The sequence below is a fragment of the Plantibacter sp. VKM Ac-2885 genome (assembly GCF_015351205.1).
In the GTDB taxonomy this organism is placed as follows: domain Bacteria; phylum Actinomycetota; class Actinomycetes; order Actinomycetales; family Microbacteriaceae; genus Plantibacter; species Plantibacter auratus.
The window spans coordinates 101,770-117,045 of record NZ_JADKSK010000001.1 but is presented as its reverse complement, the minus strand read 5'-3'; the positions used below and the strand labels follow the sequence as shown (position 1 = coordinate 117,045).

The 15,276-nt window shown below is 69.5% G+C and carries 13 protein-coding genes; 7 read left to right on the top strand and 6 right to left on the bottom strand.

Annotated elements, in window-relative coordinates:
* Positions 1-21 precede the first annotated feature (21 nt).
* Together ITJ66_RS00595 and ITJ66_RS00590 are read left to right on the top strand one after the other, a co-directional pair.
* The gene (locus ITJ66_RS00595) at positions 22-1,572 is read left to right on the top strand and encodes a S1C family serine protease (RefSeq protein ID WP_241160973.1); all 1,551 of its coding nucleotides are present in this window, start codon (positions 22-24) and stop codon (positions 1,570-1,572) included.
* A 125-nt stretch (positions 1,573-1,697) separates the two neighbouring features.
* The gene (locus tag ITJ66_RS00590; RefSeq protein ID WP_194642835.1) at positions 1,698-2,915 is read left to right on the top strand and encodes a DUF429 domain-containing protein; all 1,218 of its coding nucleotides are present in this window, start codon (positions 1,698-1,700) and stop codon (positions 2,913-2,915) included.
* Between the two features lie 8 nt (positions 2,916-2,923).
* On the opposite strand, the gene ITJ66_RS00585 is transcribed toward ITJ66_RS00590, so the two are convergent.
* Together ITJ66_RS00585 and ITJ66_RS00580 are read right to left on the bottom strand one after the other, a co-directional pair.
* Positions 2,924-3,421 carry a DUF2809 domain-containing protein gene (locus ITJ66_RS00585; protein WP_124767802.1) on the bottom strand — a complete coding sequence of 166 codons (498 nt, stop codon included), beginning with the start codon at positions 3,419-3,421 and terminating at the stop codon, positions 2,924-2,926.
* Positions 3,418-4,782, bottom strand: coding sequence for an LssY C-terminal domain-containing protein (locus tag ITJ66_RS00580; protein WP_370582525.1), 1,365 nt, complete (start codon positions 4,780-4,782; stop codon positions 3,418-3,420). Before ITJ66_RS00580 ends, ITJ66_RS00585 begins: the two co-directional genes overlap by 4 nt.
* A gap of 63 nt (positions 4,783-4,845) precedes the next feature.
* Between ITJ66_RS00580 and ITJ66_RS00575 the strand changes: the two genes are divergently transcribed.
* Entirely contained in the window at positions 4,846-6,129 is a 1,284-nt protein-coding gene (locus ITJ66_RS00575) for a M18 family aminopeptidase (RefSeq protein ID WP_137242961.1), read from the top strand.
* A gap of 91 nt (positions 6,130-6,220) precedes the next feature.
* On the opposite strand, the gene ITJ66_RS00570 is transcribed toward ITJ66_RS00575, so the two are convergent.
* From ITJ66_RS00570 to ITJ66_RS00560, 3 genes are all read right to left on the bottom strand, one after another.
* On the bottom strand, positions 6,221-7,306 hold the full coding sequence (locus ITJ66_RS00570) for an NYN domain-containing protein (protein ID WP_192019996.1): 1,086 nt from the start codon (positions 7,304-7,306) through the stop codon (positions 6,221-6,223).
* Positions 7,307-7,371: 65 nt separating this feature from the next.
* Entirely contained in the window at positions 7,372-8,850 is a 1,479-nt protein-coding gene (locus ITJ66_RS00565; protein WP_124770051.1) for a SulP family inorganic anion transporter, read from the bottom strand.
* Between the two features lie 130 nt (positions 8,851-8,980).
* On the bottom strand, positions 8,981-10,393 hold the full coding sequence (locus tag ITJ66_RS00560) for an aminopeptidase P family protein (RefSeq protein ID WP_194642833.1): 1,413 nt from the start codon (positions 10,391-10,393) through the stop codon (positions 8,981-8,983).
* A 181-nt stretch (positions 10,394-10,574) separates the two neighbouring features.
* Here ITJ66_RS00560 and ITJ66_RS00555 point away from each other — a divergent pair, with 181 nt between their 5' ends.
* Positions 10,575-10,958, top strand: a complete 384-nt coding sequence (locus tag ITJ66_RS00555; protein WP_198425018.1) for a hypothetical protein — start codon at positions 10,575-10,577, stop codon at positions 10,956-10,958.
* 33 nt (positions 10,959-10,991) lie between these two features.
* On the opposite strand, the gene ITJ66_RS00550 is transcribed toward ITJ66_RS00555, so the two are convergent.
* Positions 10,992-11,552 (bottom strand): Lrp/AsnC family transcriptional regulator, encoded by a 561-nt coding sequence (locus ITJ66_RS00550; protein WP_079003723.1) that lies wholly within the window; start codon positions 11,550-11,552, stop codon positions 10,992-10,994.
* Positions 11,553-11,726: 174 nt separating this feature from the next.
* Here ITJ66_RS00550 and ITJ66_RS00545 point away from each other — a divergent pair, with 174 nt between their 5' ends.
* The 3 genes from ITJ66_RS00545 to ITJ66_RS00535 are packed head-to-tail and all read left to right on the top strand — an operon-like array spanning position 11,727 to position 15,245.
* Positions 11,727-13,310: an ABC transporter substrate-binding protein gene (locus ITJ66_RS00545; RefSeq protein WP_197977346.1), complete on the top strand. Its 1,584-nt coding sequence runs from the start codon at positions 11,727-11,729 to the stop codon at positions 13,308-13,310.
* Positions 13,294-14,367, top strand: coding sequence for an ABC transporter permease (locus tag ITJ66_RS00540; protein ID WP_228501403.1), 1,074 nt, complete (start codon positions 13,294-13,296; stop codon positions 14,365-14,367). Before ITJ66_RS00545 ends, ITJ66_RS00540 begins: the two co-directional genes overlap by 17 nt.
* The gene (locus ITJ66_RS00535) at positions 14,364-15,245 is read left to right on the top strand and encodes an ABC transporter permease (RefSeq protein WP_079704282.1); all 882 of its coding nucleotides are present in this window, start codon (positions 14,364-14,366) and stop codon (positions 15,243-15,245) included. Before ITJ66_RS00540 ends, ITJ66_RS00535 begins: the two co-directional genes overlap by 4 nt.
* Positions 15,246-15,276: the final 31 nt, after the last annotated feature.

Genomic DNA, 15,276 nt, shown 5'->3' with positions numbered 1-15,276 from the left:
CCCCCGCCGAGAGGAATCCCCGTGAACACCACCCCAGACCCAGAACGCCCTGAGCCGCGTCCAACGGACGGCACTCGAGCGGCGGAGACGCCGCAGTCGTCCCCCGCTCTCGATCCGTACCAGCCGCCCACCGGCTCGTACCAGCCCCAGCCCGGTGTGGACGTCACTCCCCCGGCCGGCTACCCCGGGAACACGGCCGCGGGTGGTCAACGACGCGAGCCCACGACGCCCTTCGGTTACGCGACGGCTCCCCACGCGACGAGCGGTCAAGTGTGGCCCGGTCATCACCAGGGCCCGCAGGGTCAGTACGGACCGTACGCCGCCGGCCAGGGCCAGTACGCGCCCTCCGGCACCTGGCAGCCCCAACCGTACGGACAGCAGACGATCCCTCAGCCGCTGTCGACCACGGGTACTCCCGCGAAGAAGCAGCCCATCGGCTGGATCATCGCCGCCGCGACGGCCGCCACGGTCGTGTCCCTCGTGACCGGTGGCCTCGGCCTCGCTTCGCTGGCGGCCGGCGCGTTCCAGAGCGTCGCCGCCTCCTCACAGGTGACGGAGACGGTGCCGGACGACGGCGGTCAGAGCTTCCGCGCTCCCGGTGGGCAGCCTGGGCCGCAGCAGGCGACGCCGGATGCCGCGACGGCGAACACCCGGAGTGCCACCGCCGCTGAATCCGTGGGAGTCGTCGACATCGACACCGAGCTGGCCTACCAGGGGGCCGCCGCCGCGGGAACCGGGATGATCCTCACCGCCGATGGCCAGATCCTGACCAACAACCACGTCGTCGCGGGAGCGACGAGCATCGTCGTCACCGTCGTGGCGACCGGAGAGAAGTACGACGCACGCGTCGTCGGGACGGATGCCACGAACGACGTCGCGCTCCTGCAGCTCGACGGCGCCTCAGGGCTGGACACCGTCACGATCGACGACGACGGCGGCGCAGCCGTCGGTGACGCCGTCACCGGGGTCGGGAACGCCGGCGGCACGGGTGGGACGCCCAGCGCGGCGGACGGGTCCGTGACCGCCCTCGAGCAGGACATCACGGTCCAGGATGAGGCGACCGGGGCGGGCAAGCAGCTGACCGGATTGATCCAGACGGACGCGGACATCCAATCGGGCGACTCCGGCGGGCCGCTCTACGACTCGGAGGGCGAGGTCGTCGGCGTCGACACCGCTGCCTCCTCCGGTGGGACCGACATCGACGGATTCGCCATCCCGATCGACGACGCGTTGTCCATCGTCGACCAGATCCGCACCGGCGTCGAGACCGACACCGTCACGATCGGCTACCCGGCCTTCATCGGGATCGGTCTGGCAGCGTCCGGCGCAGCCCAGACCGTGCCGGGTGCCGTGGTCGGTTCGGTGATCGAGAACACGCCGGCGGCGTCGATCGGCCTCGCAGCCGGCGATGTCATCACCGGCCTCAACGGTGTCGCCATCGACTCCGCTCAGACCCTGACGGCGACGATGGCGACGCTCGAGCCCGGGCAGACGGTCTCCGTCACCTGGACCACGGCGAGTGGAACCTCCCAGACCGCTGACGTGACGCTGATCGAGGGCCCGGTCGGCTGATCGCGTGGTCGGGACGCTCGACGACTCCTCACCTCCGGCCCGCCGCCGGATCCGAGGAGTCGTCGACGTCTGCCCAGTAGGCTCGGGAGGCGGTGCCTCGCCGCGTCCACCGGAAGGAACCGCTCGTGACCCGCTTCCTCGGAGTCGACCTCGCCTGGGGCGAGGGGACCGGCTCCCGCGCGGCGAACGAGTCGGGACTGGTGTGCATCGACGAGACCGGGACCGTCATCGAGGCCGGGTGGGCCGTGGGGATCGACGCCGTCGTCGCCTGGATCGTCGCCACCGCCTCACCGGGCTCCGTGATCGCGGTCGACGCCCCTCTGCTCGTCCAGAACGAGACCGGCATGCGTCTCTGTGAACGTGAGGTCGGGCAGCGGTACGGGCGCTGGCAGGTCTCGGCCTACCCGTCGAACCTCGGCCTGCCCGCGCTCGGTGGTGTCGCGCTCTTCACGGCGCTGGAGGCGGCGGGGTTCCAATACTTCGACGGACTGAGCACGCCGGCGGCGGATGCCGTCGTGTTCTTCGAGGCCTATCCCCACACCACGTTGGTGGGTGCCGAGGAGTTCGGGTATCCGGATGCGCGGCCCCGCTACAAGCGCCTCGACCCCGGTCTCCCAGTCGCCGAGCGACGGCGACGCCGCGCGGAGGTCTGTGACGACCTCATCTCGCGCCTGCAGGCGCTGACCTCGGCGACTCCGCCACTCGACCTCGACACCCACCCGGTGACGGCGCTCCTCGTCGCGGAACCGTCGCCGCTGAAGGAGTCGGCGCACAAGCACCGCGAGGACCTCATCGACGCGGCCATCTGCGCGTGGACGGCATCCGCTTGGTCCCGTTGGGGGCTCGAACGGTTCCAGGTCCTCGGTGCCTCGGATGCTCCGGACGACCGTGGGCGTGTTCCGACGCTCCTCGCGATGGCGCGACCCGAACAGCGCCCCAAGCCGGACATTCCGATGTCGGCATATATCACTTCGTCTCCAGGACTGGCATCCTCGCCACCATTGGAGCCCGTCGCGCCGCGAGCCACAACAGTTCACAACCTCGATGAAGGACATATGAAGAAGAAGGCATACGCTCAGGACGACGCTCCGGCGGAATCGAACACGATCGAGTTCGTCCCCGGCGGAGCGGCGAACGCCGACGCGTCACCCGCAGCCTCGACGCGAGCGCCCTCCCCCGCTCCGACGACCGTCGAACTCCTGCGCAGTGCCACCTGGCACCTCGAGCACGCACGGGTGGTGGGTCACCCCGACGACGTCGAGTTCGAAGCGGCGAGGTCGGCGTTGGCGGAGGCCGTCTTCGACCTCGAGCACGTCCAGTACGGGGAGACGACTCGCGGCTAGGGCACCCGTCAGGCGGGTCCGGAGTCCGATCGGCGCCGCGCCGCCCGGTCCGCCCGTGCGCGTCGTTCGAGGATGTCGTTGCGAACCCAACGGATCACCAGCGACATGGCGAGCGACAGGAACAGGAACGCCGCCGCGCCCAGGGCGTAGGAGATGAAGTCCGTCGGGATGAACGTCGTGCCGAGCACGAGCGCCGAGGGCGGCCACTGGTCCGCGAGTGCGGCCGGCACGCCCGTGGCCTGGAAGCACTCGATCGCCGCCGAGAAGCCGAACGCGCCGAGGGCGATCTGCCACAGCGGACGCCGTGGGGCGGCGAAGGCCAGGAGGAGCGCGACGAGCACCGTGTAGAGCGCGTTGGTCACGGGGTTCGCCCAGGCCGCTGCCACCGACCAGTGCACCGTCAGCCCGGCGACGATCGTGATGATGGCTGCGCCGAGGAGCAGCGCGCGCTTGAGCGAGGTGGCGGGGCGTGGCCCCTCGTCCGTCTGGTCGGGTGCGTCGGTCATGCTTTCGTCCTCCGGGTGCGTCGTTGTCGCCCACGGGCCCAGTCACGGGCCTCGGTTCCGGAGAGGGCGAGGATGATGGAACAGTCGACCGCGAAGCCGATCAGGTTGGTCTGCAGCGTCAATCCGCCGGCGCCGGCGACATAGCTCGCGGCGAGGGTGGCGATGGACGTCGAGCTGAAGGTCATGGCGAGCAGGCGCGCGAGGTTGCCTCCCCGATGGACCCGCCAGGCGAGGACGAGGTAGCAGAGCGTCACCACGGCCGACAGGGCCAGCACGGCTCCGACGACCCACGGGATGAGGACGACGTCGTCGGCCGTCGCGGCCGTCGCGCGGGCCTCCGAGATGACCTGCTTCCAATCGGAGACCAGGAGGACACCGGAGAGCACGGTGGACAGTGCCGCGACGACCATGAGGACCACACCGACGGTGGTGTCCAGGGGCCGCGGGTCGCCGGCCCGGATGAGGGAGCGCGTCGGGGGAGCGTCGGCGGCCGGCAGGGTCGCCGCCGGCGGCACGACCACGGCGCTGAGATCGATGATCGGCAGGTCGCCGTCGGTGACGATCGCGTCGCCTCCGCCGTTCCGCGAGTGGTAGCCGGTGGAGAAGTTGTCGATCACGGACGTCGACGCCCCGAGGTCCGCGGCCGCGATCGACGCGACGATGTGATCGCGTTCGTCGTCGACGTCGTCAGCGATCCGATGGGTCACCTGCAGGGTGAAGACGCTGATGCCGACCGATCTGTCGTACGTCCCGGCGGCCAGCCAATCCGCCTGGTAGCCGCCCGGGAGCAGCCAGCCCTCGGGGGTCGGCCAGAACCGGACGTGGTGCCGCTTCCCCGGGCTCCCGTCGACCTCCTGCTGGTAGCAGAACGCCTGGCGACGACCGAACAGGTAGAGCGACGAGACGGGCGCCTCCGAGTAGCTGCGCCTGGTCAGCGTCGAGGTCACGATCCGCAGGTTCGCGCGCAGGCCGAGGTCGTCGGCGAGCGTCCAGCCCGCCGAGAGCATCGCCATGTGGATCTGCTCCTCCCGACCTCGGAGGCCGAGGTTCACGGGATCACCGAGGATGCCCTCGCGCGTGCGAGTGCGTCCGATGAAGTAGTCGGGCAGATAGACGCGCGACAGCACGGTGTGCAGGCGGGGGAGGATCAGGTAGGCGATGACGAGGTAGATGACGAGGATGAACCAGGCTTGGGCCCAACCGCGGGCGAACGCCTCGGTGAGCAGCACGTACGCCAGGAAGACGGCCGCCGCCGTGCCGAAGGCGAAGAACCAACCGTCGACGATGCGTGCGATCCGTCCGCGACGATCCTCGGACAGGCCGCTTGCGGGCCCGATGAGGTCGCTCCGGGTCTTCGTCACCCGTCCAGGGTAGGGCCTGGTGCATCCACGTGCCGGGTGCGCGGGTGGTGGGAGGATGGTGGGATGGACTCCGTCGCCCACATCACCGACCTTGCCGACTTCATCGTCGCCTCACCCACCTCGTATCACGCGGTCGCGGAGAGTGCTCGGCGCCTCACGGCGGCCGGCTTCACCCGGCGGCTCGAGACCGAGTCCTGGGACGGCGGCGCCGGCCGGTTCTTCGTCGAACGCGAGGGCGCGGTGATCGCCTGGGTGCAACCTGAGCAGGCCCACGCCACGACGCCGTTCCGCATTCTCGGCTCGCACACGGACTCGCCGAGCTTCAAGCTCAAGCCGAAGCCGACGACCGGCGCCCACGGGTGGCTGCAGGCCGGGGTGGAGGTCTACGGCGGACCGCTCCTCAACTCCTGGCTCGACCGCGAGCTCGAACTCGCCGGACGCCTGGTGACGCTCGACGGGACCGTGCACCTCGTCCGGACCGGCCCGTTCCTCCGCATCCCGCAGCTCGCCGTGCACCTCGATCGAGGTGTCAACGACGGCCTCGTCCTCGATCGCCAGCGCCACCTGCAGCCGGTGTACGGGGTCGGTGACCTCGCCCACGCCGACGTGCTCGCGCACCTGGCGGCGATCGCAGGCATCGATCCCACCGCGATCGCCGGGTACGACGTGCTCGTGGCCGACACCCAGGAGCCCCGGCTATTCGGTCTCGACGGTCAGCTGTTCGCCGCCGGACGCATGGACAACCTGACCTCGGTCCACGCCGGACTCGCGGCGCTGCTGGCCGCGAGTGACGGGGGAGCGACCGATGACGCCGCACACATCACGGTCTTCGCCGCCTTCGACCACGAGGAGCTCGGTTCGGCCTCGACGTCCGGTGCCAGCGGTCCGTTCCTCGACGACGTCCTCACCCGCATCGGCGCATCGCTGGGCGGGACGACGTCCGAACGGCTCCAGGCCTATGCGGCCTCCTGGTGCCTGTCAGCAGACGCCGGCCACGCGATCCACCCGAACTACCCGGAGCGCCACGACCCGGCCAATCGGCCGATCGCCGGTGGCGGGCCACTGCTCAAGATCAACGCGAACCAACGCTACGCGACCGACGCCCTCGGGGCCGCGCTGTGGGCCCGGAGCTGCGCCGCCGCAGGTGTGCCCTCGCAGGACTTCGTGTCGAACAACACGGTGCCGTGCGGCTCGACCATCGGCCCACTCACCGCGACACGGCTCGGCATCCGGACGGTCGACGTCGGGACGCCGCTGCTGTCGATGCATTCCGCCCGCGAGCTGTGCCACATCGACGATCCGACCGCCCTGAGTGCAGCGGTCCAGGCGTTCTTCCGGGGCGCCTGAGCAGCGCCGGAGCAGGAGATCCGCGCGGCAGCAGGACGCCCGAAGGCGGACGCTCCTGCTGCGGCGCTGATCTCCTGCTGCCGGGCCGGGCTCAGCCCAGTTCGCGCAGTCGGAGACGACGTCCGTCGGGGCTCGCGTCCGGGTTCACCTCGACGAGGTCGGACCGGGAGTTGATGAAGTCGCTGAACGAGCGGTAGCCGAGCGGCTTCTCCTTGAACGCCGGATCCATGCGGATCATCTGGTTCTTCACCTCGGCGTTCAGGAGCCAGTCCTCGTCGTCGTTCTTGGCGTGCACGAGACGGAGCGCACGAACGAGGAGCTCGGTCGCCGCGCGCTGTGCGTCGGGGCCGGAGGGGTCCGCGGTCTCGTCGTCGGTGTCGTCCAGGTCGTCGGCGTCGCGGTGGCTGAAGACCGGCTCGGTGAAGAGGCCGCCGATCCGCGGAGGTGTCTGGGCGACTGGTGCTTCGGCCGTCGGCGTAGACCCGGACGAGGCGCGACGACGCCCGCCGGACTTGGGCGTGGACTTCGGTGTCTCCTCAGCGGAGACCTCCGCCGTGCTCTCGACGGCGGCAGGGGTCCGGGGCGTGCGCGTGACGACCGGGCGGACGATCCCGGGGATGTCGTCGTAGTCGGAGAACTCGTCGCACGCCGCCATGAGGGCTCGGCTCGTCGCGCCTGCGACACCGATCCCGATCACGTGGCGTCCGAGGCGTCGGCAGCGCTGCGCGAGGGAGATGTAGTCCGAATCGCCTGCGACGATCACGATGTGCGTGAGGTCGGGGAGGCGGAAGAGGTCCTCGACGACGTCGACGGCGAGGCGGATGTCGGCACCGTTCTTCATCGCCTTCGTCGTGGGGAACATCTGCGTCAGGTCGACCGCGCGGTCCACGAGGTCCTTCTGGTACGCGGAGTTGACCGGCTCGGACCAGTCGGCGTAAGAACGGCTGATGACGATGTTCCCGAACGACGAGGTGTAGTCGAGGATGGCGCCCACGTCGACGCGAGCGGCCTGCAGGCGCTCGGAGATCTCATCGCCTTCGGGTGCGGCGGAGGGCACGTGGGACCGCGCGCGATCCCGGCTGAACGCCGCCTTCCCGTAGAGCTGGTTGTAGCGCGAGATGACGATGTTGTCGAAGTCGATGTAGACCGCGACTCTGGGCGTTCCGGTTTCTGCCATGACTCCATCATCCTCTGGTGGCCTGCGAATCGGCGACTTCGTCGTCGGGCGGGGGAGCCCTCGGCTCAGAGGTGGCCGGTGAGCTTCCCGTGGAAGGCCGAGCTGCGTTCGTCGAGTCCGGTGAACACGACCTCCTTGCCGTGCGCGGCGTACTTCTCCTGCACAGCATCGAGGACGGCGACGCTCGAGGCGTCCCAGATCTGCGAGGCGGTGAAGTCGACGACGACGTCCGCGGGATCGGCCGCGTAGTCGAACTGTTCGACCAGGTCGTTGCTGCTGCCGAAGAACAGGGGGCCGATGACGCTGTAGCGGACGGAGGCGGCGTCGTCCGCGAGGACCCGGCGGACGCGGATCACGTGGGCCACGCGCCGCGCGAAGAGCACCATCGCGAGGACGGCTCCTGCAGCGACGCCGATCGCGAGATTGTGGGTGATGACGACCACCGCGACGGTCACCACCATCACGACCGTCTCGGGGATCGGCATCCGTCGCAGGGTCGACGGGCGCACGCTGTGCCAGTCGACGGTCTTGATGGCGACGATCATCATCACGGCGGCCAGCGCGACCATCGGGATCTGCGCCATCACCGGGCTGAGCGCGGTCACGAGCAGCAGGAGGAAGACGCCGGCGATGAAGGTGGAGATCCTCGTCCGAGCGCGGCCCAGTTTGACGTTCACGACCGTCTGACCGATCATCGCGCAGCCGGCTATCCCGCCGTACCAACCGGCCAGGATGTTGGCGACGCCGAGTGCCCACGACTCGCGCCCCTTCGACGACGTCGTGTCGGTGATGTCGTCGACGAGTTTCGCCGTGAGGAGGGTCTCCATGAGCCCCACGAACGCGACGCTCAGCGCGGTCGGCCAGATGATGCCGAGCGTCTCGAGGTTCAGCGGCACGAGCAGCGCGGTCAGCCCGGGGAGGCCGCCGGAGACGTCGCCCTGGTCGCCGACGGTCGGCACGGCGGCGTGCGCGATCATCGTGATCGCGGTGACGACGACGATGGCGACGAGCGGCGCCGGCACCGCGGTGGTGAGCTTGGGGAGCAGCAGGACGATCAGCACCGTGATGACGAACAGCGGGTAGACGAGCCACGGGACGCCGAGCAGGTGGGGGACCTGGGCGACGAAGATGAGGATGCCGAGCGCGTTGACGAAGCCGATCATCACCGAGCGGGGGATGAACCGCATGAGTCGGGAGAGACCGGTCACGCCGAACACGATCTGGATGAGGCCCGCGAGGATCACCGCGGGGAGCAGGTACTCCACGCCGTGATCCTTGACGAGCGGCGCGACGACCAGGGCGACGGCTCCCGCGGCGGCCGTGATCATCGCCGGGCGCCCGCCGAGGATCGACATCGAGATCGCGAGGACGACGGAGGCGATAAGGCTGACCTTCGGGTCGACGCCGGCGATGATCGAGAAGGAGATGACCTCGGGGATGAGCGCCAGCGTCGTCACGATCCCGGCGAGGATCTCGACACTGAAAGCCCTGGGGTTCCGCAGGGTCGCGATGACGCCGGGGCTCGGGCGGACGGCGGTGCGCATGGGCGCGTCGGGCTGACTCACCGTGCAAGCCTAGGCGCGTTCACAACGCAGGACGCCCCGGCGAGTCGCTGCTCGCGCCGAACGGAAGGGCCGCGACACGCGGCGACCGTCCTGAGTCGTGAACCGTCGGTCAGCTCCGCAACCAGGCCTCGAGACCGTCCGCGCTGATCGGGAGTGCTGCGGAGAGGACCTCGTGGCCGGTGGCGGTCACGAGCAGGTCGTCCTCGATGCGGATGCCGATACCGCGCAGCTCCGGCGGCACGGTGAGGTCGTTCGCGTGGAAGTAGAGGCCCGGTTCGACCGTCAGGACGGCGCCCGGCTGCAACGGCTCGTCGAGGTACCGCTCGTCGCCGATGCGGGCGCAGTCGTGCACGTCGAGTCCGAGATGGTGGCCGGTGCCGCTCGGCAGGTAGCGGCGGTGCTGCTGGCCGTTCGGCGACATCGCCTCGTCGACCGACACCTGCAGGATGCCGAGTTCGCGGAGGCTCGTGGCGATCTGCTCGTAGGCCGTGTTCCGCATGTCGATGAACGACCGGCCGGGGCCCACCTCCGACATCGCGGCGCGGTGGGCCCGCTCGACGTGGTCGTGGATCTCGCGCTGGGCCGCGGTGTAGGACCCGCTCGCCGGGAAGGTCCTCGTGACGTCGGCGGTGTACAACGAGCGGGCTTCGACACCGGCGTCCATGAGGATGAGATGCTCGGGGAGGACCGGACCGTCGCAGCGCGTCCAGTGCAGCGTGGGAGCATGCGGTCCGCTGCCGATGATCGTCGAGTACCCGACACCGTTGCCGAAGGTGCGGGCGTGGCGCTCGAAGGTCGACTGCAACCAGCGTTCTCCGCCGAACTCGATGGCGGCGGGCAGTTCGCGCACGACCGAGCGGAACCCGCCGACCGTGGCGTCCACGGCGGCGCGGAGCTGCGCGATCTCCCAGTCGTCCTTGACGAGCTTCGCGGCGGACAGGGCGATGAGGAGCGCTCGCGACGCCGCGAATCGACCGTCGACCCGGGGCTCCGGGGCGCCTGCGCGGAGCGCGTCGGCGGGTACGAGGGCGAGGGACTCGTCCAGCACCTCGAGCGAGCGGACCTCGATGCCGAGCGCCTCCGCCCACTGGGGGAGTCCGGCGGACGGGCCGATCCAGAGCTCGCCGCGCATGGCGTCGGCGTAGAACGCCTCCTCACCGGGACCGACGGGCTCGGCGAGGTACAGCGTCGCGTCGTGCCCACCGGCGGTCGGCCGCATGACGAGGACGGCGCCCTCCGCCTGACAGGAGGTGAGCCACACGAAGTCGCTGTCGGGCCGGAACGGGAACTCGGTGTCGTTCGCGCGCGTCACGGCGCGTCCCGCGGTGACCACGAGCCACCGGCCGGGGAACTGCGCGCTGACGACGTCGCGGTGACGCCCGGCGGCTGCGCCGGCACCCTCGGCGAGGTCGACGGAGCGGTCCACCGCACCCCAGCCCGTCGCGAGGTACTCGCGGAACGCGTCGTCCCGGGGGAGCGGCTGGGTGCGGGGGTCGCGGAACTGCAGGCTGTCTGGACACATGGAGATCAGTAAGCCACCCGCGGTGGACGCCGTCAAGCTGCGACGCCTGGAGCCAGCGGAACATCTCGTCGGTGTCGTCAGATCCGGCGTTTCGTCCTGTCCGACCGGCTCAGGTGATGGACGGGATGGACGGATCGTCGGCAGGTTGACACCTGTTCGGACGCCTCCGCAGAATGACGGCATGACAGGAACCGCCGACACCGGCACCAGTGCCACGCTCGATTTCAACCTCGATGCGAAGGTGTTCGACATGGTGTCGTCGTCCGCGAGCGTCGTCGACGCCGACGCGCCCACGCGATTCGTCTACCACGAGACGCACGGCGTGCTCTGGGGCGAATACGTCGGCGACACCGTCTCCGTCGGACGGTTCTGCGGGGTGCGCACCGGCGAACGCATCGACATCTCGTTCGTGCACCGCAATCGTGCCGGCGACCTGACGACGCGCGGCGAAGCGAGCTCGATCATCTCCCGCGCCGAGGACGGCTCGTTCGTCCTCACCGAGGACTTCATCGGCCCGGACGGGCAGGCCCACGTCAGCGTCTGTCGGGAGATCGCCGCCGCCTGAACCGGCCAGGGCCGGCGCGCCACCGACGCCCGGTCAGCGTCCGCGTCGCTCCGGCACCCGCTGGGCGCGCTCGTCGCTCGTGCGGACGAACCGCGTCATGCCGAAGCGCTCGCCGGAGTCCTCGACGCTCGTGCGCTCGGACCTCGTCATGCGGAGCGACACGTTCGACCGCTCCTCGTCCATGAGGAAGACGGTCGTCGTCGCCTTGATGGACGGCCACTGCGCGAGCCGGGTGGCGACCAGTTCGTGGATCGCCGCCACGTCGGGGGCCCGGATCAGCATCATCGCGTCGTGCTCGCCGGTCGTGACGGCGAAGTACTCCAGCTCCGGGACCGAGGACAGCCGCGCGCGGAAGTCCGCCCATTGGCTCTGGCGCAGCGTGATGAAGACCATGGCCGCGACACCGAGCCCGACCGTGGCCGGCTCGATCTCCGCGTGGACCCCCTTCAGGACGCCGGCGCGGAGCATCGCCTCGTAGCGCGAGTAGGCGTTCGAGCGGGAGATCCCGAGTTCCTCCGCGAGTGCGGCGACCGAAGCCCGCCCGTCCTCCCGGAGCAGCTCCAACATGCGGATGTGGGTGTCGTCGAGTTGCATCGATTGCTCCAAACGTCCAGATTCGGCGGTGGTCCTGGCGGTCGATTGAGAGGATATGGCAGATTCGCCGCGAAATCGAGACAATTCTTCTTTGGTAACGGCTTGTGGATTGACGAATGATCGCGTATCGCACTACTTTCAGCTCATCCCTCCAACCAGATAAGGAGCTCCACCTTGTCACGATCCTTCAGCCGCACGAGCCGGCGCGGCATGGCGGCCCTCGGCCTCGCCCTCGCCGCCGGCCTTGCGCTCAGCGCCTGCTCCCCCTCAGGTGGCTCCGATGACAGCGCGGGCAAGTCGCTCGTCGTCGACGCGTCCTTCGACCTCAAGACCGCCGACCCGAACCGCGAGTACGAGACGACCGGCTCGATCGTCGCGAAGGCGCTCTACGAGACCCTCCTCACCTTCAAGGGCGACGACGTCACCGCCCCCGTCGACGGCCTCGCGAGCTACGAGATGAACGCCGACAACACGGTGATGACCCTCACGATGAAGGACGGCAAGAAGTTCTCCGACGGCTCCGACGTGACCGTCGACGACGCGGTGTTCTCGCTGCAGCGCGTCCAGGGCGTGAAGGGCAACCCGTCCTTCCTGCTCGACGGCGTCACGATCGAGAAGACCTCGGACACGACCCTCACGCTCACCTCGGCGACGCCGAACCCCGCCCTCCCGTTCATCCTGCCGAACCCAGCCCTCGGCGTCGTGAACAAGAAGGTCGTCGAAGAGAACGGTGGCAGCGCGACCGCCGACGACGCGGCCGAGTCGTTCCTCAACACCACTTCCGCGGGCTCCGGCCCGTACAAGCTCGAATCCTTCGACGCCGCCTCGCAGGTCGTCTTCACGGCGAACCCCGAGTACACGGGGACCAAGCCCGCGTACGAGCGCGTCGTCCTCCGCAACGTGCAGGGCCCGACCCAGAAGCTCAACGTCGAGGCCGGTGACTCGCAGGTCGCCCTCGACCTGAACCCCGACCAGGTCTCCGAGCTCGACGACTCGAAGGTGAAGATCATCGCGAACCCCTCGCGCTACATGATCTTCCTCATGCTCAACCAGGACCCCGCGATCAGCGACATCACGAGCAACCCGAAGTTCCTCGAGGCCGTCAAGCTCGGCATCGACTACGACAAGATCGTCGACCTCGCCGGCGACGGTTCCGTCCGTCCCGGTGGCTTCATCCCCTCGATCTTCAACGGTGCGCTCGACGCCGCCGACGGCAACCAGTTCGACGCCGATGCGGCGAAGGCGGCCCTCAAGGAGTCCGGCTACGCGGGCGAAGCCGTCACGCTGAACTTCCCGAACGACATCACGGTGCAGGGGCTGTCGCTCCAGAGCATCGCCGAGTCGGTCCAGGCGCAGCTGAAGTCGGTCGGCATCACCATCACGCTGGCCCCGGCTCCGGTCGCCACCGAGCTGGACGCTTACCGCGACGGCAAGGAGACCGTGGGTCTCTGGTACTGGGGCCCGGACTTCCCGGACCCGTCGAACTACCTCGCGTTCACGCCGGGCGAGCTCGTCGGCCTCCGTGCGGGCTGGCCGGCCGGTGCCGACCCGACCGTGACCGACCTCGCGAACGCGGCGCTCGCCGCGACCGACACGGACGCCCGTGCCGCCGCGTACCAGGACCTCCAGAAGGCGCAGAACGCGAGCGGACCGTTCATCCCGCTCCTGCAGCCGGCGCAGAACGTGGTCACCGCGACCACGATCACCGAGGTTCCGCTGAACCCGACCTGGACCGTCGATCTTGCCGGAATCAAGTAGCGTCGCACCGACGACGTCCAGCGCGCGAGCGGGTCTCCACCCGCTCGCGCGCTACCTCGGCATCCGGCTCGGACTCACGGTCCTCCTGATGTTCGGGGTGACGCTCGTCACCTTCACGCTGACCAACCTCGTCCCCGCGGACCCCGTGCAGGCGGCGCTCGGTGAGCAGGCCGCAGCGGATCCGACGATCGTCGCGCAGTTCCGCGAGAGCGCCGGCCTCGACAAGCCACTGCCCGTCCAGTACGTCACGTACGTCGCGAACCTGTTCCAGGGTGACCTCGGGACCTCGCAGCAGACCCGCGGCGCCGTCGCGGACGAACTCGGTCGCGCTTTCCCGGCCACGGCCGAACTGGCGCTCACCGCCATCGTCATCTCGATCATCATCGGCGTCGGTCTCGGCATGTGGGCCGCGCTGCGACGCAAGACGATCACCGACCAGGTCATCCGGGTCGTGAGCCTCATCGGCATCTCGGTGCCGTCGTTCTGGCTCGCACTCGTCGTCTACTTCGTGTTCTTCTCCCAGCTGCACTGGTTCCCGGGCTCCGGGCGGCTCTCGCCCGCGGCGATCCCGCCGCCGAAGGTCACCGGGATGTACACGATCGACGCGTTGCTTGCCGGCCAGTGGTCGACCTTCGGCGACGCCATCGCCCACCTGATCCTGCCCGCCTCGGTCCTGGCGCTCTACACGATCGGTCTACTCACCCGGTTCGCACGGTCGGCGATCCTCGAGGTGCTCGACCTCGACTACGTCCGGGCAGCGCGGGCGAAGGGCCTTCCCGGCCACGTCGTCGTGACCCGGTACGTCCTCCGCGGTGCGCTCGTCCCCATCATCACCGTGCTCGGCGTCGCCTTCGGGTCGCTGCTGTCCGGGACGGTCCTCGTCGAGAAGGTGTACTCGTGGCACGGCCTCGGCGAGTACGCGTACTCCGCGGCGACCAAACTCGACCTGCCCGCGATCATGGGCGTCGGGCTCATCGTCGGCTTCGTGTACATCGGCCTGAACTTCCTGGTCGACGTGCTGTACGGCTTCATCGACCCGAGAGTGAGGGTGGCATGACCGACGTCCTCGCCGTCCAGACCAAGCGCAAGGGCCGCCTCCGCATCTCGAAGCAGCTGCGCACCCCGCTCGCCGTCGCGGGTGGTGTGATCGTGCTCTTCTGGCTGCTCGTCGCGGTGCTCGCGCCGTGGATCCGGCCGTTCGACCCGCTCGCCCAGGACTTCGACCGGCTGCAGGCCCCGAGTGCCGCGCACTGGTTCGGCACCGACCAGGTGGGCCGCGACGTCCTGTCCCGGGTCGTCAGTGGCGCGCAGGTCTCGATCCCGCTCGCCCTCATGCTCGTGATCTTCGCGATGCTCATCGGTTCGCTCCTCGGGGCGATCGCCGGCTACTTCGGCAAAGCCCTCGACGAGACCATCATGCGGATCGCCGACCTCGTGTTCGCGTTCCCGACGATCATCCTCGCGATGGTCATCGCCGCAGCGCTCGGCCCGAGCCTCACGAACGCCGTCATCGCGATGCTCATCGTGTCGTGGCCGGCCTATGCCCGCGTGACGCGTTCGCTCGTCATCGGAGCCAGGGGTGCCGAGTACGTCATCGCCGGTCGTCTGCTCGGCAACGGACCGTTCACCTCGCTCGGCAAGGACATCCTGCCGAACGTCGTGTCGCCGGTCGTCGTGCTCGCCACACTCGACGTCGGTACGGCCATCCTGCTGTTGTCGGGTCTCTCGTTCCTCGGCCTCGGTGCCGTCCCGCCGACGCCGGACTGGGGCGCGATGGTGTCCGACGGGGTGCAGAACTTCTCCTCCTGGTGGATCGCGGTCTTCCCGGGACTCGCCATCCTCACGGTGGTGCTCGCCTTCAACTTCCTCGGCGACGCCCTCCGCGACGCCCTCGACCCCCGGTCGCAGGAAGCCGTTCAGGGGCGCGCGCTGTGAGCGGCGCGCGCGGTGCGAGCGACCCGAAAGG